This is a genomic window from Novosphingobium sp. NFX11, from assembly GCF_057376415.1.
Genome location: NZ_CP080384.1, coordinates 2,036,356 through 2,057,537, shown reverse-complemented (window position 1 = coordinate 2,057,537; position 21,182 = coordinate 2,036,356). Strand labels below are relative to the sequence as shown.

The window sequence follows — 21,182 nt, the reverse complement described above, 5'->3', positions numbered from 1 at the left end:
CAGATGCTGCGGCTCATGGTTGGACAGCCGCCGTATGAAGTCTACCTTGCCCACATGGCGCGCGTGCACCCGGACGCTACGCCGATGACCCGCGTGGAGTTCTTTCGCAACCGCGAGCAGGCACGCTTTGGCGGCGCGGGCGGGGGCAAGTGCTGCTAGCCAGGTTCGTCATTGCTTCGCCTCGCTCGCAATGACGGGGGTGCTTACGGCCTCAGCACCCAGCCTCCATCGACGTGGATGGTCTGCCCGGTGATCCAACGTCCGGCTTCCGAACACAGCAGCATTGCCGTGCCGACCAGTTCGTCCGGTTCCCCGCGCGAACGCAGGGCGCAGGTCATGTCGAGAAACTGGATGAAAGGGGAATCGTCGGGCACCAGCAGCTTGCCTGCGTCCGACTTGACGTTGCCCGGAGCAATGGCGTTGCAGGTTATGCCGTCCTTGCCGAATTGCTTCGCCATAGTCGTCGTTAGACCCACCAGCGCCAGCTTGGAGATGCCGTAGAGCCCCGTCGCCGGGAACGCCCCTCCGCTGGTCTGGTTGACGATCCGACCGCCACCACGTGCCCGCATCGAGGGGATCACTGCCCGGGCACAGAGCAGCGCGCCGTTGAGGTTCACCGCGAAGGCCCGGTTCCACGCCTCCAGACTGACGGTTTCGCAATTGTCGTAGCTGACGTCCACCATCAGCGCGGCGTTGTTGATCAGGATGTCGACGCCCCCGAAGGCCGCGGTCGCCGCCGCGCCCATCGCCAGCGTCGAGGTTTCGTCCGCCACGTCCACCTGCACGCCGAGGGCCTTGCCGCCGCTCGCGATGATTTCCTCGGCTACGGCCTGAGCGCCTGCACCGTTGAGGTCGGCCACGACCACGGCCGCGCCCGCTTCGGCCAGCCCGAGCGCATAGGCGCGCCCGATGGAATTGCCGCGCCCGCCCGCGCCGGTGACTACCGCCACCTTGCCGTCGAGCCGGAACTGATCGAGGGAAAATGTCATGCGTTGGGTCCTTCAGCCTGCAGTGATGCCCGCGTCGATCGAGAGGCACGCGCCATGGAAGCCGCGCCCGGCGTCCGAAGCGAGGAGGACGATCATGTCCGCCACGTCCTGCACCTCGACCAGTCCGCGCATTCCCGAGAAGCGTTTGAGCAGGTCGATGTCGCAGCCCTCCGGGGGACGTAGTTCGCCGCGATGTTCGTCATCATGCCGCCCGGTGCGACGGCGTTGATGCGGATGGCCTTCTTCTGGAATTCCATCGCCAGTGCCTTGGTCATGCCGACGAGGCCCCACTTGCTCGCGCAATAGGCGGCGGCATAGGCCTCGCCGATGTAGGAGGCGCAGGATGCCACGTTGACGATCGCGCCATGGGTTTCCAGCAGGTGCGGGATCGCCGCCTGCGACAGGAAGAACGGCGCGTTGAGGTTGACGTCGATGGTGCGCTCATAGCGCTCGCGCGGCATCTCGGGCGTGTTGGCGAGATAGATCAGTCCGGCGACGTTGCAGAGGGCATCAAGCCGCCCGAAAGCCTCGACAGCCCCGGCGACGGCGGCCTGGCAGGCCGCCGGGTCGGAAAGGTCGGCGGCTTCGCTGCGCACCTCGGCCGAGCCGAGCAGCCCGACCGTTTCGGCAAGGCCGGCGGCGTCGAGGTCGACCAGCCATAATCTCGCGCCTTCCGCAGCCAGCTTCAGCGCCGTGGCACGGCCAAGGCCCGATGCGGCGCCAGTGACCAGGGCGACCTTGCCGGTGAGATTGAGGTTCTCGAAGATCATGGTTTCTCCGTGGTGACGCCGGTGGCGTCGAGAAATGGCATTGCGGCGGCGGCGAGGGCGTTGCCGGGCTGCGCGATCGCGCCGAGCAGGTTGACGTCCTTGAACAGCAGGCCCGCGCCGTGCGCGAAGGCGGGCGGGGAGGGCAGGCGGGCATAGACCTCGAAGCCGAAGCTGCGTCCGCTCGAATGGTTGATGAGGTCGGCCAGTGCAGCGCGGTCCACGCCGATGCCTTCGGCGATCTCCAGCGCGGCGTGGGCAAGGCCCATGTTGGCGGCGAGCAGGGCGTTGTTTACGATCTTGGCCCGCTGTCCGGCGCCGGGCGGGCCGAGCAGCACGATTTTGGCGCCGAAGGTCTGCAACACGGGGAGCGCCTTGGCGAAGGCTTCCTCGCTGCCGCCGCACATGACGGTGAGCGTTCCGGCCTCGGCTGCCGGACTGCCGCCGCTGACCGGGGCATCGAGCAGCAGCACGCCGCGCTCGGCCGCTTTCACGGCAAGCGCCTCGCAGGTCTGCGGAAGGATCGTCGAATGGATCGCCAGTAGCGTCCCGGGCCGCATGGTGGGCAGCAGGCGGTCGCAGACTTCAACCACGTCGGCATCGTTGACCACGCAGACGCCGACATGATCGCAGGCCGCCCCGAGTTCCGCCACCGAAGTCGCCGCCTTCGCGCCCTTTGCGGCGAACGGGGCGAGCGCCTCGGGTCGCCGGGCCCAGACGGTCAGCGCATTGCCCGCCATCATCCGCATGGCGATCGGCGCGCCTTGCGAGCCGAGGCCGATGAAACCCACCTTAGCCATTCCAGGGAGTCCTTTCTCCACTTTGGCGATCATTTCGATCACGACGGCGTTGATGCGCGAGGCCTTGGGCCAGCCTGCGTGGGTGCCGTACTGGAGGACGAATTCCAGCATTTCCTCGGGCTGGCAGTTGCCGCTCGCCATCGCGGCGTGGATGTGGCTACGGATCGGGATGTCGGCGCCGGATCTCGCAGACGCCGACGAGCGTGATCCACCGCCGCGAGGGTTCGTCGAGGCCGCGTCGCCGCCACATCTCGCCGAAGACGAAGTTGTTGATGCCGACCAGATAGGGCGAGTTCGGCGGGCCGGGCGGGAAGGTCATGACTTGCGCGAATTCGGCATGGCCCTGGTCGTTGCGCTCTTGCGCGTCCCAGGGTTCGGCGCGGATCGGCGGCACTTCGGCGGGCGGCAGGCCCAGCGCTTCGGCCACGCGGGTGACGGCCCGGTCGAGCCTGCCGCCGTTGCCCCAGCCCGAATAGACCGCGAGGTGCAGCGCCGCCTCGCGCAGTTCGGCGAGGGTCAGCGCGCCGGTGGCGAGGGCGCCGCGCACGAAGTCCTCGACCTGCCCGTCGGCCAGCCCGCAGGTCGCGGCCGAGGCCATGGCGACGAGGAAGCGGGCGCGACGCGGCAGGCCGGGCCGCGTCCAGACCTCGGCGAAGACGAAGTCGCGCCAGGATTCCTCCAGCAGCGTGGTCGGGGCGTGGGCTTCGCGCCCGGTCACCTCGGCTTGCGTGGCGAGGCCGGCGGCGCTGCGCGCGGCGGGATCGAGCAGGCTCATTGCAGGTTGATCCACACGTTGCGGACCTGCTGGAATTCGCGCAGCCCCTCGATCCCGCCGAGGCGGCCATGGCCCGAGTGTTTCATGCCGCCGAACGGCACGCAGGGCGTCATCGCCTCTCCGGAGCCGTTGACCTGCACTTGGCCCGCCATCATCTGCCCAGCTACGCGGTGTGCGCGGGTGAGGTCGGTGGTGTGGATATAGGCACCGAGGCCGTAGTCGCTGTCGTTGGCCAACATGACCGCCTCCTCCTCGCTGTCGAAGGGCGTGACGACGAGGACCGGGCCGAACACTTCGTTGCGGGCGATCTCGCTGCCGTGGCCGACGTCGGCGAGCACGGTGATCGGATAGAACGCACCGCCCGCGTGATCGCCGCCCATGCGCTCGCCCCCGCACACGATACGCCCGCCCTCTGCTGCCCCGCGCGTGACCATGCCGTGGATGCGATCGAGCGCGGTCTCGGAGATGATCGGGCCCATGATCGTGTCCATGGCGAAGGGATCGCCGACTTTCACATGCGCCGCCATGGCCTTGAGCATCTCGACGTAGGGCTCGTAGATCGCGCGTTCGACCAGCAGGCGGGTGCCGTTGACGCAGCCCTGTCCATTGGCGCTGACGGCGCCGGATAGTCCGCGCTTGGCGGCTTGTTGTAGATTTGTGTCGGCGAAAACCAGCACCGCCGACTTGCCGCCCAGTTCGAGCCCCACGGGTTTCAGCGACTGCGCCGCGCTGGCAAGGATCCTCTTGGCGGTGGCGCCGCTGCCGATGAACTCGATCTTGTCGATGCCGGGATGCTCGACCATCGCCGCGCCGACATCCGGGCCGCCGGTGACGAGGTTGACGACCCCCGGCGGAAAGCCCGCCAGCCGTATCAGTTCGAGCAGCTTCATGATCGACCACGGCGCATTTTCGGGGGCCTTCAGCACCACGCAGTTCCCGGCCGCAAGCGCCGGCGCCATTACCATGGTGGCCGCGAAGAACGGACCGTTCCACGGGACGATGATGCCGATGGTTCCGAACGGTTCATAGCTCACGTAGTCGTGCGCAGGGCCGCCCCAGGTCGGCACGGTACGGCCTTCCAGCTTGTCCGCCCAGCCGCCGAAATAGCGGAATTTCTGCGCCGCATCCGCGCTCATGTGCGGCCCGGCAAGGAGGATGGAGCCGTTCTCCGCGCTCAGCAGAGGGGACATTTCGGCGGCGCGCTCCTCGATCACCGAGGCGAGGCGCAGCATCAGGTCACGGCGCTTGTCGCCGGGCATGGCGCGCCACGCAGGGTGTGCGGCGCGGGCGGCGGCGACGGCGCGGTCGACGTCGTCGGCGCCTGCCAGCCTGATCTCGCGGGTCACTTCGCCGCTGGCGGGATAGACGTGCGCGAAAGTCTCGCCAGTGCCGGCGGTTTCGGCGCTTTCACCGATGACATGCGCGAATTCGGGCAGGGAAACGGCGGGCATGCGGAAGCCCATGGCACTGCTCTCCTCTCTTGCGGCAACTGCTGCGCCGCTTCGATGGGAGAAAGGCTATCGACCTATAAATAGGTGGTCAATTGACTTGAATTACGTATTATGGCGCCGATAATCGATGTGAAATTGACATAATAGGCACATTATTGGGAATGCCATGAGCGAAAAGAAGGCCAGTCTGATCGTCCGCACCACCGAAGTCCTGCGCGAGCGGATCTACGCGGCGCCCGAGGGGAGCGGATCGGATCTCTGCACGAACTGGCGCGCTCGCTGGAGGTGGGGATCGTCACGCTGCAGCAGGTTGCTCGGGTTCTGGAGCACGAAGGGCTGCTGGAAGTGCGTCGCGGTCCCGGCGGCGGCTACTACGGAGTGCGGCCCGACGCCGCGGCGCTGGAGCGCGGTCTCCACGCTTACATGCGCATGAACCCGGCGTCCTACGAAGAGGCGCTCGACATGACCTCGCTGCTGTTCAACGAACTGGCGACGGCGGCAGCGCGGTGTACCGACGCGGGGTTGCGCGCGAAGCTGGCGGCATTGGCGGAGCGGCTGCCCGCCTGCGTCACCATGATGGATTGTGGCCGCTTCGAGATGGAGTTCCAGGAACTGTTGTTCCGCATGGTCCGCCGCCCGCTTTTCGAGATGCTGACTCGGGTGACGCTCCATTACTCCACCGCGCATACTGCTCCGGACCTCAAGGTCTTCGATGACGACGGTGCGGCATGGCGCGAGGGGCGGGCGAGGATCATCGCCGCGATCCTCGCTAACGATGCAGACCTGACGCGGTTCGAGGCCGATCGGCAGAACCGCGCGGTGGTCCTTGCCTACCTGGAAGCGCGGGACTGAATCAGAACCGGTAGCTCAGCCAGCCGGCGAGGAAGTCGGAACTCTTGTAACCCGCGTCGGTCAGCGCCGGTCCGGCATCGAGATGCTCGTAGCGGCCGGTAAAGGACAGGCGCGGCGTGATCGTCCATACCAGTTGTAGCCGCGCCAGTTCGGCCACCTTGCGCGCCGTGCCGTTCTGGGTTCCAGCGAACGGCTGTCCATTGGCGCGGTAGACCGCGTCTTGGATGTTATCGCGCCAGGCGAACTCGTATTCCGCCAGCACGCGCACGTCCTTGACCGGCGAGAAGCTGAAGTTCGGCGTGACTGCCCGCAGGTTCGAGGGCGTCAGGTAGAGCTGGTAGCTGAAGTAGATGTTGTTTCCGAAAGGTGAGTAGGCATTACGCAGCTTGCCGTTGCCATATCCGCCCCCGCCGCTGGCGTAGTCGAAATGGACGCCGACACGCGGGGCGGTCTTGCTCTTGCCCAGCCTGTAGGTCTGGGCGATGAAGGCCTGCCAGGCGGAAATATCCTGGTCCATGTAGTAGCCCCACTGCCGGTTGACCGACCAGTCGAGGTTTATCGCCCCCACTTCGCCGCGCAGCCAGCCGCCGAGATAGTAGCGCGTAGCCGGGCCTATGCGGCCGCCCCATGCACCGACGTCATTATGCCGCCGCCACAGGAATGCGTCGAAGGCGAGGTTCGCCTTGTTGCCAAGGATCGTCTTGGGCAGCATCACGCCTACCGAGGCGCCGGAGAAGCGGCGTGCCGGATCGTTGACGTCGTCGCCGGTGCCGAGGTCGCCATAGGCGGTGGGGCGAAAGTCGAAGGCGTCGATGCGCAGCTTCGATCCGCGCGCGTAGAAACGCCAGCCGTTCATCGTGTAGCGGATGGTGTTGTTGTCGCGCTGTGATGCCAGCAGATTGGGGCCGTCGACGAACTCTTGCCGGCCGTAGCGTACGCCGACATCGACATCGCCGATGTCGGTGCGTGCCTCGACGAAGGACTGCTGGATGACAACGTCGTTGCGCAGGGTGGCAGCAGGAGCGCCGAGGTTGCGGCCGGAAATGCCGCCATGGGCGACCTCGCCATAGAACCGCAAGTGCTCGCCGATGTGGAGATCCGCGCCGCCGACGATGCGGTTGATGTCCTGTCGTTGGGCCTCGGCTTCGCGCAGGTTCGGGTTGGTGGTCTGGTTGACGCGCAGGCGAAGCTCCCCGAGAGGGTCAGATAGATATCGCCGTCACTGTCGAGCGGGATGTACTTGAGCCGGTCGAGCGGATCGTCGCGCTTTGCCGGATCGGCCATGGAGGTCCAGTCCTCGGCCCAGCGCGAGAGCGAATAACCGCCGGTTACTGCACCGTCGCCGTTGAAGGCCTGCGGGTAGGCGGCATCTTTGGCTTGGGCCGCTGAAGGGGCCAGCGAGGCGGCCGTCGCCAGGGCGAGCGGCAGGGTGGCGGCGCGAAGCCGCGAAGTAACGGTAGTCATGGGGTGCGACCCTTGTGGCTCTGTAGTCGTTTTTGGTTTTATTCGGCGGGCGCGAGAATCGCTGCGGGGAGCGCGTGGCCGGACAGTGCCGCGTCGAGCTGCGCGTGGTCGAGCTTGCCCTCCCAGCGGGAGACGACGACGGTGGCCACCGCATTGCCGACGAAGTTGGTCAGGCTGCGGCATTCCGACATGAAGCGGTCCACGCCGAGGATCAGCGCCATGCCCGCGACCGGCACGTCCGGCACGATCGAGAGCGTTGCGGCCAGCGTGATGAAGCCCGCGCCGGTGACACCCGCTGCACCCTTGGACGACAGCATCGCCACGCCAAGAAGCAGCAGTTGCTGGCCCAGCGTCAGGTCCACGTTGCAGGCTTGAGCGATGAACAGCGCCGCCAGCGTCATGTAGATGTTGGTGCCGTCGAGGTTGAAAGAGTAGCCGGTGGGAACGACGAGGCCGACGACGGCCTTGGGGCAGCCGGCGCGCTCCATCTTTTCGATGAGGGCGGGCAGGGCGCTTTCCGAGGAGGAGGTGCCCAGAACCAGCAGCAGCTCGGCCTTGAGGTAGGCGATCAGCTTGAAGATCGAGAACCCGCACAGCTTCGCCACCGCGCCAAGCACGAAGACCACGAACAGGATCGAGGTCAGGTAGAACGTTGCCACCAGCTGCGCGAGGTTGGCGAGGCTGCCGACGCCGTACTTGCCGATGGTGAAGGCCATCGCGCCGAAGGCGCCGATCGGGGCGAGCTTCATCACGATCGAGACGAGCTTGAAGACGACGATGGAAATGTCCTCGAGCAGCGACAGCACCTTGTCGCCGCGTTCCCCAATCGCGGCCAGCGAGCAGCCGAACAGGATCGCCACGACGAGCACCTGCAGGATGTTCTCCTGCGCCAGCGCTGAGACCAGCGTGTCCGGGATCATCGCGTTGAGGAAACCGAGCAGCGAGGTCTCGTGCGCCTTTTCGGCGTACTGCGCGACCTTGCCCGCATCGAGCGTGGCGGGATCGATATTGAAGCCCGCGCCCGGCCGTACGACGTTCGCGACGGTCATGCCGACGATCAGCGCGAGCGTCGAGAAGAACAGGAAGTAGGCGAAGGCCTTCGCCGCCACGCGCCCGACAGAGCCGAGATCGCGCATTCCGGCGATACCGGTGACGATGGTGAGGAAGATGACCGGAGCGATCACCATCTTCACCAGTTTGATGAACATGTCGCCGACCGGCTTCAGCGATCTGCCGACCGCCGGGTAGAAATGGCCGAGCAGCACGCCTGCGGTGATCGCGGCGAGAACCTGGACATAGAGGTGGGTATACCAACGCTTCGCAGCGACCGGCTGAATGTGCGACGGATCATAATGCATACGGAATAAGCCTTCGTCATCCTCGTGGCACCGACGACACCCTTGGGGTGATGCTCGTGCCTAGGGTCAGACTGCAATCCGTTTCATTGCGTGCAAAGAAGAATTGCACGTTTGTAAAAATATCATAATTTCAATTATGTAATGAAAGTCTTTGAGACATCATGTCCTAAAATTGGCCCTCGCCCACGCCCTGTAGTGCAGAAACTTGCACATCGCTTCATCCTGGCCTAGGCGGATCTCGCGTGGTTCGATCACGCTATCTCTGGTGGCTTACGGCGGCGCTGGTCTGCGCCGTGGCGGTGGCATTCCTGACCGGACTGGCGGTACGGCAGGCCGGCACCACGCGGTTCGCTGCGCAGGCGGCTGTCGACGCCCGGTTGCGTCAGGCTCTGCTGGCCAGCGAGATCGCCCGCTTCCGGCTTCTCCCGCTGGCGCTGGCAGACGATCAGGACCTCGTCGCGCTCGTCGCCGGTCGTCCGGGAGCCGAAGCCGTGATGAATGCCAAGCTCGAACGGCTGTCGCGCGATCTTGGCTCGCCCATCATCTACGTGATCCGCAAGGACGGGCTGACCCTCGCAGCCAGCAACTGGCGCGATCCGCGAAGCTTTCTCGGCAAGGACTACAGCTTCCGGCCCTACTTCCGGGCGGCCCTGCGCAGCGGGATCGGCGAGCAATTCGCGCTCGGAACCGTCAGTCACCGTCCCGGCCTGTTCTTCGCGCGGCGCGCGGCGGGCGGTAGCGTCGTGGTCATGAAGATGGAATTCGACCGCGTCGAAGAGCAGTGGCGCGAGGCGAACGGAGTCACTTTCGTCACCGACCGCGACGGTGTGATCCTCGTCACCAGCCGTCGAGACTGGCGCTATGCCGCTACGCTTCCGCTGTCTTCGGAACGCAGCAGGCGCGAGCGTGAGTTGATCGGGGTCGGCGACCTCGGGCCTGTACCGTTTCGCGAGCACGGCGGCGGCCGAGTCACCATGCGCGGCGAAAAAGGCGACCATCTTCTGACCACCACCGCCGCCGATGGCTTGGGCTGGCGGGTCAGTCTGGCGCTGCCGCTGCAGGGAGCGGTGGATGCCGTGGTGCGGGCTGCGCAGATCGCGGCGGCGCTGCTTACCCTCGCCGTGTTCGCGCTGGTCGCGTTCGTGCGGGAACGGGGGCGTCGCCGCCGTGAGCATACCGCACAACTGGAGGCGGCCGTGGCCGAGCGCACCATCGACCTGCGCCGGGAGATCGAGGAGCGCGCCGCCGCCGAGGCGCACGCAGCGCAGCTTCGCGAGGGTCTGCGGCAAGCCAATCGCCTTGCCACGCTCGGGCAGGTGACGGCGAGCGTCGCGCACGAGACCGCGCAGCCGGTCGCCGCGATCCGCAATTATGCCGCAACCTCGCGGCAACTGCTGGACATGGGCGCCGAGGATGCCGTGCGTGACAATCTCTCGGCGATCGACCGTCTGGCCGAACGGATCGGCGCAGTGACCGCGGAACTGCGCGGTTTCGCGCGCAAGGGCAGCCGTGCGGGCGGACCGATCCCGCTTGTCGAGGTGATCGAGGGCGCCTGCTTGCTCCTGAAGGAGCGCTTGTCGCACGTCATCTTCGTGGTGCCGGAGGTGCCGCCGGGCCTGCTCGTGTTCGGGGGCACGTCCGGCTGGAGCAAGTGCTCGTCAACATCCTGCAGAACGCGCTCGAGGCACTGGAGGGACAGGCGGATGCCCGGATCGAACTGGTTGTGGAAGCGGGCACGGAAACAGTGCGGATGACGCTGCGCGACAATGGCCCGGGCATCGCGCAGGACGTCGCCGACCGTCTGTTCACGCCTTTCGCCACCAGCCGGCCGACCGGACTGGGGCTTGGCCTCGTCATTTCCAAGGACATCGTCGAGGACTTCGGCGGCACCCTTCAACTCGAGCCCTCCGAGCGCGGAGCCTGCTTCGCCATCGTATTGAGACGAGCATCATGAACGAGCAGGCATCATGAACGATCATGCCCCCGGACAGGCCAGGCGCGTCGCGCTCGTGGAGGACGATGCGGACTTGCGCATTTCCACGGCGCAAGTGCTGACACTTGCGGGCTTCGTCGTGGAGAGCTTTACCGCTGCCCGGCCCGCGCTCGACGCCATCGATGCCGAGTGGCCGGGAATTGTCGTGTCGGACGTGCGGATGCCGCACATGTCGGGGACCGAATTGTTCCGGGCTCTGTATGAGCGTGATCCCGAACTGCCGGTGATCCTCGTGACCGGCCATGGCGACGTGGCGATGGCGGTCGATGCGCTGAAGGCCGGGGCCTGGGATTTCCTGACCAAGCCGTTCGATCCACAGGCTCTGGTCGCGGCTGCCGACCGGGCCGCGATGGCGCGAGGGCTGGCGCTCGACAACCGGCGGCTGAGAGCGGCGGCGCAAGGCGATGCCGCCTCGGGGCTCATCGGCGAATCTCCCGCGATCCGCCGCCTGCGCGAAATGATCCCAACCCTGGGCAATGCTGACATCGACCTGTTCATCGAAGGGGAAACCGGCACCGGCAAGGAACTGCTCGCCCGGCTCATCCATCGTGCGGGCAAACGATCGCGCCAGCGGTTCATGGCGGTTTCCTGTGGCGCCTTGCCGGAGGCGCTGGAGGACGAACTTTTTGCGCCGATGGGCGAGGCGAGCATTGCTTCGGTCGCGCGCGGCACACTGTTCCTCGACGACATAGACCACGCCTCGCGGCGGCTGCAAGCGCGTCTGACCCCGCTGGTGGAGGAGCGCGTGCTCCGCAGCCCCGGCGCGCGCGAGCCGCTGCCGCTGGACTTGCGCGTGATCGCTACGGGCGGGACGGACGAGGGGGACTTGTCCGAGAAGATCACGCCCGGCCTGTTCTATCGCCTTGCGGCGCTACGCCTGCGGATGCCGCCTCTGCGTGAGCGGAGGGAAGACGTGCCGGCGCTCTTCGCGCACCTTGCCGGAGCCGCCGCGACCCGGCTACGACTGCCGCTGCCGATGATGACCGGCACCGTGCGGCATCATCTGTCGAGCCACGACTGGCCGGGCAACGTGCGCGAACTGGCGCATTTTGCAGAGCGTTTCGTGCTCGGGCTGGAAGATGCCGTGCCTGAGGCTCCAGGCGAGCCTTCCGGCGATACCCTGCCGCAGCGTCTAGACGCGTTCGAGCGTGATACGATCGTGGCGGCAGTGCTGGGCACGAAGGGGGAGATCGGCGCGGCGATCAAGCGGCTCGGCATCCCTCGCAAAACCTTCTACTACAAGGTGCACAAGCACGGCATCGACCTGACGACGCTGCGCAAGGGTGGGCGCTGAGAGCGGTCGATGCCGCACTGAAATACCCGGCATGGGCATTTTGAACGGAACTACGTCTCCACCGGCAGGCCGGTCCATGGGGCGCTCCGCCGCGCGATTGTTGCAAGACCGCGACCGCGCTGCGACCTTCTGAAATGCGTTGGCAAACCGATGGGGCCAAGGATCGGATAGCCGAAGCCTGAAATGGAGGAAGCCATGCTCCAAGGAGCGATCGAGCGGCTCGCCGACCCCGCGGCACCGCAGAAACTCTGCTTTTTCTTCAACGCTCAATTGCACCACGTTTTGCACGCGATGCCGCTGGCGATCGAACTCGCTCGCGATCCGCGCTTTGCCGTGGACGTCATGGCGATGACGGCGGAGCATATTGCCATGGCCCGCGACATTGCTCGGCGGCATGGCGTTTCAACGATCCGCTTCGTGCAGGTCGAGGGGGCATGCTCTCCGCTTTCACACGACTGGTGGGTGTCGTTACTCCGCCCAAGCTCGTTGCTCTTGCGGCGGCGCGCAGTCGGCTTGCGGCATATGACGCCATCGTCGTGCCGGAGCGCACGTCGCTGCTGCTGCGCCATGTCGGTTTGCGGCGTACTTGCTTCATCCACACCTGCCATGGTGCGGGCGACCGGGCAGTGGGCTACGACCGTCGCATCCGCCAGTTCGACTTCGTCCTTCTGGCGGGCGAGAAGCAGCGCTGCCGGATGCTCGACAAGGGCCTGATCCGCGAGGGCCACTATGCGATCGTCGGCTACGGCAAGTTCGACCTCACCGCGGATCGTGCCCCGGCCCGGCTGTTCCCGCAGGATCGGCCGGTGGTGCTGTACAACCCTCATTTCTCGCGCAAGCTGTCCTCGTGGCCGCAGATGGGCCTCGACGTGGTTCGCCAGTTCGCCGAGGATGACCGCTTCAACCTCATCGTGGCGCCGCACATCCGCATGTACGACGGTTGCCGTCGCCGCGAACGCATGGAACGCCAACTCGAGGAATTTGCCCGCCTCCCGCACGTTCACGTCGATCTCGGCAGCGCGTCGAGCGTGGATATGAGCTATACGCGCATGGCCTCGGTCTATCTCGGCGATGTCAGCAGCCAGATCTACGAGTTCGTCGTACGCCCGCGTCCCTGCCTTTTCCTCAATGCGCATGGAGCCAACTGGCAGGGCAATCCGAGCTACCGACACTGGCAATACGGCCCGGTTCACGAGGACTGCGAAGACATTGCCGACAAGGTTGCCCATGCGATCGCCTCGCATGGCATTTACGCTCCGGTCCAGTTGCAGGGCCTTCAGGACACTTTCGACACAGATGGACCTCGTGCATCCGAGCGTGCCGGGCGGGCCGTTGCAGATTTCCTGACCTCGCGCGCAAGGTGGGCCACCAAGGCACGGGCGGTAACATCGTACGGTTTCGGCCGCAGGAGCGCTCTCATCCATGAATGAGGCCGCGAGCATATGGGTGGTCGCGCGCGTCCATGCGCCGGACGAGGGTGGTGTACAGACTTACGTGAGCCAGGTCGCGCGTGCCTATGCGCGTAGCGGCCGGACGGTTACCGTCTTTGCCAAGTCATCAGCCGGGCCGCGTCGCCTTTGTGAAGACGGCATCACCCTGATCGACGTGGGGCCAGCGGCGCACTTGGTGGTCTATGCCCGGCTAGCGATGGCAATGCTGCGGGCATGGCTGGGCGGCGCGCGGCCATCCGCCATCCACGCCTGCACATGGCGCGCGGCGATCCCGGCGCTGCTGTTCCCGCGTTCCTTGCTCGTAACCGTACATGGGCGCGAGGTGGGTCGTCCGTCGAGGGGCGCGTTCAGGCTCATGAACGCGGTGCTGTCCCGGACCACTCGGATACTTGCGGTGAGCGATGCCACGCGCCGCCTGCTGCTCGATCGCGCGCCTGATCTCGCCGGTCGCTGCGTCACGGTCTGGAATGGCGTCGTCCTGCCCGCCGATGAACGGTGCGAGCCCGCAAACGCCCTGCTGCGCGTGATTACGGTTTGCCGCCTCGTCCCGCGCAAGAACGTGCCCGCAGCATTGCGTGCGGTTGCTGCCTGCCGGGGCGAGAGCATTGCGCTCGACTACGCAGTCATCGGCCGTGGTCCCGACGAAGAGGCCATCCGCGCGGCTCTGGAGCCGACCGCAGGTGGACTGGGCTCCACCGTAATGACCGGCTACGTCGATGATGCGGAACTGGCGGAGCGCCACCGGACTGCCGACATCTTCCTCCATCCTCAGATCGCGCTCGAAGATGGCGCGGAGATGGAGGGCTTCGGCATCAGTGTCGCCGATGCGATGGCGCATGGCATCGCCTGCATCGTCGGGCAGGACGGAGGCCCGGGCGAACTGGTGCGCGACGGGGTGACCGGCCTGGTCGTAGATGGCCGCGATCCGGCAGCCATTCGCGCTGCCCTGGCGTTGCTGGCGCGCGATCCGGCCTATCGGCGCCGTCTCGCCGAGAACGGGCGGCGGTTCGCGCGTGAGAACTTCTGCTGGGACCGTCACTGTCGACTTGCCCTCGAAGGTCTGGTGGCCGAAGTGGCCCACGTCGACGGCCATGGACAGGAACAACTCGCGATCTCGTTGAATTAGCATCGACGGGCGCGATTGCGGCTCGTTTCGGACCGTGCAGGCTTGAATGCCGGTATGTGGAGCGGCTAAGGCTTGCCCGGGGCGCCCTTGGTCTGAAACAACGACAGGATTTCGGCTTTTTGCGCAAGAGACCTTCAGAGCGCTGCCTTTCGCGCATTTCTCGCTTCACCGGACTGCTGGTCTTGCCGCTGCTGATCGCTGCTCCGGCGCTGGGCGATCCCGCTCCTTTCGAGCTGGCTGGACCGGACTTGCGCATCGAAGTCACGCGCGAGGGGCAGACCCTGCCGATCGGCCGCGTGCCGAGCCTCGCGCCCGGCGACAAGGTCGTCGTCCATGGCGCCTTGCCGGAGAACCAGAGCGCCCGGTTCGTGCTCATGTCCGCCTTCCTGCGCGGGGCGACCAATCCTCCGCCCAAGGACTGGGTCGATCTCGCCCGAACCTGGAAGGAGAAGGAAAAGGACAGCGCCCTGACCGTCACCGTGCCGCGCGATGCCCGGCAGATGGTGCTGCTCATGGTGCCCGAGACCGGCGGCGCGGAAGGTGTGCTGATGGATGCGGTGCGCGGGAAGCCGGGCGAATTCGTGCGCGCCAGCCAGGACCTCAACCAGGCCTCGCTCGATCATTCGCGCCTCAATGCCTTCATGGCCGCGATCCGCGCGCAGGATGACAACGGGCCGGAATACCTGCGCACGGTCGCACCGGTGCTCGCCCGCAGCCTCTCGATCAAGCTGCAGGAGGACTGCCTCAACAAGGTGATCCAGTCGCAGGCATCGTGCCTCGTGGAGAACCGCGAATCGCTGGTGCTGAACGATGTTCACACCAGTTCGCTGGCGGAGACGATCACCGGTACGCCGACCGATCTGGCGCTGCAGCTCAGCAACACGCGCGAAGCCGGGGCAGGGTATTACAGCGCTTATATCGCGGTGGCGCGGGACGTGGCGAAGATCTTCGGCGCGTTCAACAATCCGACGTTCAATTATCTGCCGACCCTGACCGTCCGCGATGCGGATCGCATGTCGCTGCTGCTCAACGCGGCCCCCTCGTTCCAGAAGCCCAAGTCGGTGATGATCGCGGCCATGCCTGCGGTTGAAGCGGACATTCCCCCGCAACTGCGCAGCTCCGCAAAGGGGCCGATCTGCATGGCGCCCGGCACCGTGCTGCCGGTCGAAGGGGCGCCGCTGGTATTCTCGACCGACTTCGCCCACGACATGAAGGTGCGCCTCACTTCCGCATCCGGACAGACGCTGGAAGTGCCGGTTAAGGCCCGCGCGGACAAAGGCGGGTACGTGCTGGCGGCCGATACGCTGCCTGTCGCCTTTGCGGGAGACGTCCGTGGCCACCTTCATGGTCTATGGGGGTTCGCGCCTTTCGATGGTCCGGATTTCCTGCTCCAGCGCCCGGGCGGCGAACCGTGGAAGGCCACTGGCGATGCCGATGGCCTGATCGTGGGGCGCGACAACGAGGTGGCGCTGGAAGGCGCCGCTCCCGGCTGCGTCGAGGACGTGACGTTGCGGCAGGGCAATGGTGCCGCCCGGCCGCTCGTGTTCAAGGCGCTGGAAGGGCGGCGCCTGAGCGTCACGGTGCCGTTGACCGATGCGGCGGCGGGCGAAGTGCGGCTGGAAATCCGGCAGCGCGGTGCTGCTGCAACGCAGACCGTCGCATTGCGCGCGCGGGTGCAGGCGAGCCGTCTGGAAGCGCTAGAACTCCATGCCGGCGACACGCAGGGTTTCCTGACCGGACAGCGGCTGGACCAGGTTCGCTCGGTCGTGCTCGGCGATGCCGAATTCCGTCCCGACGGGCTGACGCGCGAAGGCGGGACGGACCGGCTGCGCCTGCTCGCGCAGGGAGCGGGCAAGGTCCCCGTCGATACCGCTAAAGCGCCCGACAAGGCGACTGTGCGGCTGGAGGACGGCCGCAACCTGACGCTTCCGGTGCGAATCGGTGGCCCGCGTCCTCAGGCGGCGCTGTTGCAGCGCACGGTTTATCCCGCTCCGGCGGCGCAGGGCGCGAAGACGCTGGACATGGGTTCGGGCGATCTCCTGCCTGACAATGGCGAAATGGTGTTCTCTCTCAAGGCTTCGGGCGAAACGCGGTTCGGTGCCGGTTCCGCGATCGAAATCGCACCCCCATCTGGCGAGCCCGTCACCCGGCTCACGATCGGCAAGGGGCTCAATCTCGAAAGCCTCGAGGTGCTTGTCGCGACCCTGAAGGCCGACGACCTGCCTCCCGGCACCTTCGGGGCCATCCGCCTGCGCCTCGTGAGCAAGGGGCAGGGTGGACGCGAGGACCGCGGGGACTGGATGCCGCTCACCACGGTCGTCCGCCTGCCGCGGATAGAGGGCGCTACTTGCGAAGGGCAGGACGGACCTTGCACGATCACGGGACGGAACTTGTTCCTGATCGATGCGGCTGCGGTCGAGGACGGGTTCGCCAGACCTTCCGCCGTACAGCCGGGCTATACTGGCCGGACCTTGCAGGTCAGCGGCCGGCCGACCGATGGAATGTTGCGCATACGGCTGCGGGACGCCCCGACCGGCGTGGTGAAGCTGCCGCTCGACAAATAGCGCTCAGCGGCCGAGCGCGACCAGTCGGTCAGGGCTGAGCATCGCGCAATTCGGGCATCCGAGTTGTGCCATCGCCGCTTCCAGTTCGGTGCGCAGCAGGTGAATGGCATGCGCTACGCCGGGCATTCCCGCTACGGCCAGTGCATGCATCTGCGGGCGACCGACGAGCACGGCGCGGGCACCCAGCGCGAGCGCCTTGACCACGTCCGTCCCCATCCGCACCCCACCGTCGAGCAACAGCGGCACACGGCCTTGCGTCGCTTCGGCCACGCTCTGGATCAGGTCGACCGGGCTCGGCAGCCCATCGAGGACGCGCCCGCCATGGTTGGAGACGATGAGTGCGTCGGCCCCTTCGTCGACTGCGCGCGCGGCATCGTCGCCCAGCAAGAGGCCCTTGACGAGGATCGGCAGGCTCGTCGTCTTGCGCAGCCACACGAGGTCGTCCCACCCCGGAGCAGCGTTCGCGAGCGGAGTGCCGAGCAGGATCCGGCCGCCGGGCACGGAAGTCTGTGTCGGACGCGGCATTCCGGCCAGATTGACCGCACCGACGCCTTGCGGAAGCGTGATTCCGGCTGGTTTGAGCGCCGCATCGACGGTCAGCACGATGGCTTCGTAGCCCGCCGTTTCCGCGCGGCGGACGAGTTGCAGGCTGTGCTCGCGTTCCGGCTGGAGGTAGAGCTGGAACCACAATGGCGGGGCAATCTTGCCCAGATCATGCGCGAGGGCATGGGCGGCGGCGGCGATGTCCTCCAGAGGCATGCTCGACAGCGTGCTCACGACCATGCCGGTGTCGAGCGCGGTGGAGGCGCGGACGCAGGCGAGTTCGCCCTCGGGGTGGGCAAGGCGTTGGTAGGCCAGCGGGGCCAGCAGGATCGGGGAGGCATGGCGGCGGCCGAACAGCTCGATTTCCGTGCTGCCGTCGAGCCTCGCCATGGCGCGGGGAGCAAGCCGATGCGGTCGAAGGCGGCGCGGTTCTCGGACAGCGTAATCTCGCGGCCCGCGCCTTCCTGGATGTGCCGCCAGACCTCGGGCATCAGGTGGGCTTCGGCGCGTCGCTCGTAATCGGCAAGGGTGCGCAAGTCCGCGGGAATGGCGGAAAACGGCGGCTGCGGGCTCACGTTGCCGACCACTGGCGCAGCAGGTTGTGGTAGACTTGGGTGAGGGTATCGATCGAGGCATGCTCGGGATGGTCCGTCGCGACAGACTGGATCGCGCCGTCCAGTTCGAACATCAGCCGCCGCTTCTCGGGCGAGGCGACGAAGCTCTGGGTCCAGAAAAACGAGACGAAGCGCACGCCGCGCGTCACCGGCATGACCCGGTGGAGGCTGGAACCGGGATATACGATCAGGCTTCCGGCGGGCAATTTGGCCGTGTGCGTACCGAACATGTCCTCGATGACGAGTTCGCCGCCGTCGTATTCTTCGGGGTCGGAGAGGAACAGGGTGCTCGAAACGTCGGAGCGCAGGTGCTCGCCGGTTCCGGGGATCGGGAAGATCGCGTTGTCGACGTGATTGCCGTAGTGGCCGCGCCCGTCGTAGCGGCTGAAACGGGGCTGCAGGACGCGGGCGGGCAGGGCGGCGGCGATGAACAGCGGGGTCTGTGCCAGGCGGGCGAGGACGCGGTCGGCTAGCTGCTTGGCCAAGGGGTGGTCGAGCGGTAACTGCTCGTTTTCCTTGACTCTTGCAGCGCGGTGACCGGCGGTGGCGCGGCCGTCCGCCCAGTCGGCGGCTTCCAGCGCACTGCGGATTTCGCGCACCTCGGCAGCGTCGAACAGATCGGGTATTTCGATGACCATGGTGCCTCTATTCGCGCAGTCCGGTGATGCTGACAATGACCTGCATCAAGCTGGAACTTCGTCCTCGGCCTCGATCATGGCGGCAAGGGCGGGACTGATCCACTCGGTCAGAGCGGTGCCACAACGGTACACAACGCGCACACAAAGGTACTCACGGGCACCCAAAGCGCTCACAGCGGCAGGCGAAAGCACGCTGAACGCGGTTGCCCAGGCATCTGCGAGCATGGCCGAGGAGTGGATCACGCTGACCGCCATGGCATGCTCGACGGGCATCCCGCTGCGCGGGTCGATACTGTGGAAACCGCGTACGTAATCGCCCGAGGTCGCCACCGCCAACTGGTGCAGCGCAACCCGCAGCGGAGCTACGCCCTGTGTCGGCGTTTCGAGGTCCACCCACCACGGATCGCCATCGGGACGCAGGCCGCGTCCGACCAGTTCGCCGCCGATCTCGACGAGCGCATGGTGACAGTCCATCCCGGCGAGCAACGCGGTCAGCGCATCGACGGCGTAGCCCTTGGCGATGCCCGACAAGTCGAGCCTGAGCCCGCCGGGCTGGCGAAGCCGCCGCGTATCCGGTTCGTAGGCGAGGCGCATGAAGCCGGAGACCGCGCGGGCCCGCTCGATCTCTTCGGTGGTGGGCGCGCGGTCGATCGTTACCGGACCATGACCCCACGCATCGACGAGCGCGCCGATCGCGGGATCGAAGGCACCGGCTGACTGCTCGGCGACGGTAAGGGCGGTTTCGATCACCGTGGCGAAATCCGCAGGTAGGGCGCACCATTCGCCCGCACCTGCCCGGTTGAACCGGCCCAGCACCGAATCCGCACGCCAGTGGCTCATCTGCGCGAGGATGTCCTCGAGCCGAGCCTCGATCGCGCGGCTCGCCGCGTCCCGGTCGAAGCCGGGGGCGGGGCGAGCCGGATGCGCCATGTCGTGCCCATGGCCTCGCCGCCCAGCGCGATCACCGGCACGCCCTGCCGCCATGTGGCGAGCGAGGCTGCGTCGATTTCAAGCGGAACGGCGAGGCGCATGGGTGGCAGGCTCAGGACGTCGTCAGGGTGCGACGACTTCGAGCGTGGTGGTGAAGGACATGCGGCGGGCGCTGGCCTTCTTGTCGGCGGGCTTGGTGTCTTCTACGCTGGCGTTCAGCCAGTACCAGCCAGCGACCGACCACTTGACCTTGACGACGCCGTCGGGGCCGGTGGTCAGTTCCTGCGCATCTTCGGCCGCGCGGTACTTCTTGCCGCCGGGGACGACTTCGACCTTGATGCCGGCGGCGGGCTTGCCGTCGATCAGGAAGCGGAAGCTGCCTTCCTCGTCCGAGACGAGTTCGTCAGGGTGCGTGACCGGATCGAATTCTAGTCCCTTGCCGGTGAGGGCGACCTTGCTCGGCTCGCCCGCAGTGACGTAGACGAAGTTGCGCGAGGTCACTTCGGTCAGCTTGATGTCGGTGGCGTTGGCGGGGATGTCGGCTACGGTCGGCACCATGCGCGGCGGCTGGCCACCCGGACCTCCGGGGCCGCCGGGACCACCGGCCGGTGCGCCAGCGCCCGGAGCACCCGGACCGCCCGGTGCGCCCTGCGGACGGCCACGACCGCCCACGCGCCATTCCTCGGTACCGACCTTGAAGGTGCCCATCACCGAGGCGCGCTCCATGCCGATCTTCCAGGTGCCCGCCTTGTTCAGCGCGACGTCGAAAGTGCCGCGATGGCGGCCCTTGGACGCGTTCTCGACTTTGCCGTCGGTGCCGTCGGGCGCCCAGACCGAGACTTGCGCCGGGTCCATGGCGACATGGTCGGGGTAGAACAGGTCGTTCGACACGGCGGCATCGACGGTGACGTATTCGTTGGTGCTGGCGAGCGTGCTGGTCGAGGGCAGCAGCCACATGCGGTGGGCAAGCGCAGGCGTCGCCAGCATGGAGGATGCCGCAGCGGCGATCAGGATGGAGCGGAAGCGCATTCGTATTCCCCTGTTATGTAAAGCGAAAGTGATTGGATCAGCGGACGGTGACGGTGCCCAGCTCGGTCTTGCCCGAGACGGAACCACCCTTGCCGCCGACGGTGAACGGCACGGAAACCAGTTCGCGCCCGCCGGTTTCGCGCGCGGCCTCGACCTTCAGGACGTAGTCGCCCTTGGGCAGGTTCGCGGGAATGGCGACGGTGTAGCTGCCGGGCGCGCGGGTCGCGCCGCTGATGCCGTCGGCGGGCAGCTTCAGCGAGCGGCCGCCCTTGCGCCACCAGGTGCGTAAGTCCGCCAGCCACTTGGTGCCCGGTTCCGCGCCGCGCTTCTTGCCGTCGAACCACACGAAGAGGGTGCGGGCATCGCCGCCGGCGACGGGCTCGACCCAGCCTGCGACGTAGGGGCGGTGGTATTCGGCCACCTTGATCTGCGGGACGGTGACGGTGACCGACGCGGCGAGCGCGGGCGTGGCGGCAAGAGCGGTTGCGGTGCCGGCGGCCAGCAGCGGCAGCGCGGGCAGGATCTTGGATCGGGTCATCACGGG

Annotated in this window: 19 protein-coding genes and 1 pseudogene; 8 read left to right on the top strand and 12 right to left on the bottom strand. The window is 66.8% G+C overall.

The window, feature by feature from the left end; genetic code table 11:
• Positions 1–3: 3 nt before the first annotated feature.
• Positions 4–159, top strand: a complete 156-nt coding sequence (locus KZO24_RS10440) for a YbdD/YjiX family protein (RefSeq protein WP_486486138.1) — start codon at positions 4–6, stop codon at positions 157–159.
• Between the two features lie 44 nt (positions 160–203).
• Here the strand turns inward: KZO24_RS10440 and KZO24_RS10435 are convergent, their stop codons facing one another.
• From KZO24_RS10435 to KZO24_RS10415, 5 genes are all read right to left on the bottom strand, one after another.
• The gene (locus tag KZO24_RS10435; RefSeq protein WP_271181850.1) at positions 204–989 is read right to left on the bottom strand and encodes an SDR family oxidoreductase; all 786 of its coding nucleotides are present in this window, start codon (positions 987–989) and stop codon (positions 204–206) included.
• Between the two features lie 92 nt (positions 990–1,081).
• On the bottom strand, positions 1,082–1,759 hold the full coding sequence (locus KZO24_RS10430) for an SDR family NAD(P)-dependent oxidoreductase (RefSeq protein ID WP_486486137.1): 678 nt from the start codon (positions 1,757–1,759) through the stop codon (positions 1,082–1,084).
• Complete coding sequence (locus tag KZO24_RS10425; RefSeq protein ID WP_271181848.1) at positions 1,756–2,556, bottom strand: NAD(P)-dependent oxidoreductase; 801 nt, start codon at positions 2,554–2,556, stop codon at positions 1,756–1,758. Before KZO24_RS10425 ends, KZO24_RS10430 begins: the two co-directional genes overlap by 4 nt.
• A gap of 157 nt (positions 2,557–2,713) precedes the next feature.
• On the bottom strand, positions 2,714–3,331 hold the full coding sequence (locus KZO24_RS10420) for a carboxymuconolactone decarboxylase family protein (protein WP_486486136.1): 618 nt from the start codon (positions 3,329–3,331) through the stop codon (positions 2,714–2,716).
• The gene (locus KZO24_RS10415) at positions 3,328–4,794 is read right to left on the bottom strand and encodes an aldehyde dehydrogenase family protein (RefSeq protein WP_271181846.1); all 1,467 of its coding nucleotides are present in this window, start codon (positions 4,792–4,794) and stop codon (positions 3,328–3,330) included. The genes KZO24_RS10420 and KZO24_RS10415 overlap by 4 nt, the downstream gene beginning before the upstream one ends.
• 273 nt (positions 4,795–5,067) lie before the next feature.
• Here KZO24_RS10415 and KZO24_RS10410 point away from each other — a divergent pair, with 273 nt between their 5' ends.
• Positions 5,068–5,634, top strand: a complete 567-nt coding sequence (locus KZO24_RS10410) for a transcriptional regulator (RefSeq protein WP_486486135.1) — start codon at positions 5,068–5,070, stop codon at positions 5,632–5,634.
• 1 nt (position 5,635) lies between these two features.
• On the opposite strand, the pseudogene KZO24_RS10405 reads toward KZO24_RS10410, so the two are convergent.
• Both KZO24_RS10405 and KZO24_RS10400 read right to left on the bottom strand, forming a co-directional pair.
• Positions 5,636–7,098 (bottom strand): annotated as a pseudogene (locus tag KZO24_RS10405) (alginate export family protein).
• A gap of 38 nt (positions 7,099–7,136) precedes the next feature.
• Entirely contained in the window at positions 7,137–8,456 is a 1,320-nt protein-coding gene (locus tag KZO24_RS10400) for a dicarboxylate/amino acid:cation symporter (RefSeq protein WP_486486134.1), read from the bottom strand.
• Between the two features lie 242 nt (positions 8,457–8,698).
• Here KZO24_RS10400 and KZO24_RS10395 point away from each other — a divergent pair, with 242 nt between their 5' ends.
• From KZO24_RS10395 to KZO24_RS10370, 6 genes are all read left to right on the top strand, one after another.
• Complete coding sequence (locus KZO24_RS10395) at positions 8,699–10,210, top strand: sensor histidine kinase (RefSeq protein ID WP_486486133.1); 1,512 nt, start codon at positions 8,699–8,701, stop codon at positions 10,208–10,210.
• Positions 10,108–10,410 carry a sensor histidine kinase gene (locus KZO24_RS10390; RefSeq protein WP_486486132.1) on the top strand — a complete coding sequence of 101 codons (303 nt, stop codon included), beginning with the start codon at positions 10,108–10,110 and terminating at the stop codon, positions 10,408–10,410. Before KZO24_RS10395 ends, KZO24_RS10390 begins: the two co-directional genes overlap by 103 nt.
• A 13-nt stretch (positions 10,411–10,423) precedes the next feature.
• A complete protein-coding gene (locus tag KZO24_RS10385) occupies positions 10,424–11,743 on the top strand; it encodes a sigma-54-dependent transcriptional regulator (RefSeq protein ID WP_271181841.1) in 1,320 nt (439 codons plus the stop codon).
• Between the two features lie 434 nt (positions 11,744–12,177).
• Positions 12,178–13,173: a glycosyl transferase gene (locus KZO24_RS10380; protein ID WP_486486131.1), complete on the top strand. Its 996-nt coding sequence runs from the start codon at positions 12,178–12,180 to the stop codon at positions 13,171–13,173.
• The gene (locus KZO24_RS10375; protein ID WP_271181839.1) at positions 13,166–14,320 is read left to right on the top strand and encodes a glycosyltransferase family 4 protein; all 1,155 of its coding nucleotides are present in this window, start codon (positions 13,166–13,168) and stop codon (positions 14,318–14,320) included. Before KZO24_RS10380 ends, KZO24_RS10375 begins: the two co-directional genes overlap by 8 nt.
• A gap of 119 nt (positions 14,321–14,439) precedes the next feature.
• Positions 14,440–16,884, top strand: a complete 2,445-nt coding sequence (locus tag KZO24_RS10370; RefSeq protein ID WP_285018259.1) for a hypothetical protein — start codon at positions 14,440–14,442, stop codon at positions 16,882–16,884.
• A 3-nt stretch (positions 16,885–16,887) separates the two neighbouring features.
• On the opposite strand, the gene KZO24_RS10365 is transcribed toward KZO24_RS10370, so the two are convergent.
• The 5 genes from KZO24_RS10365 to KZO24_RS10345 form a co-directional block, all read right to left on the bottom strand.
• Entirely contained in the window at positions 16,888–17,817 is a 930-nt protein-coding gene (locus KZO24_RS10365) for an alpha-hydroxy acid oxidase (protein WP_486486130.1), read from the bottom strand.
• A 181-nt stretch (positions 17,818–17,998) separates the two neighbouring features.
• Positions 17,999–18,679: a Fe2+-dependent dioxygenase gene (locus tag KZO24_RS10360; RefSeq protein ID WP_271181836.1), complete on the bottom strand. Its 681-nt coding sequence runs from the start codon at positions 18,677–18,679 to the stop codon at positions 17,999–18,001.
• 45 nt (positions 18,680–18,724) lie between these two features.
• Positions 18,725–19,609 (bottom strand): FAD:protein FMN transferase, encoded by an 885-nt coding sequence (locus KZO24_RS10355; RefSeq protein WP_486486129.1) that lies wholly within the window; start codon positions 19,607–19,609, stop codon positions 18,725–18,727.
• 123 nt (positions 19,610–19,732) lie between these two features.
• Positions 19,733–20,638 carry a DUF4198 domain-containing protein gene (locus KZO24_RS10350; protein WP_271181834.1) on the bottom strand — a complete coding sequence of 302 codons (906 nt, stop codon included), beginning with the start codon at positions 20,636–20,638 and terminating at the stop codon, positions 19,733–19,735.
• A 37-nt stretch (positions 20,639–20,675) separates the two neighbouring features.
• A complete protein-coding gene (locus KZO24_RS10345; protein WP_051586661.1) occupies positions 20,676–21,176 on the bottom strand; it encodes a DUF2271 domain-containing protein in 501 nt (166 codons plus the stop codon).
• Between the last annotated feature and the right edge of the window lie 6 nt (positions 21,177–21,182).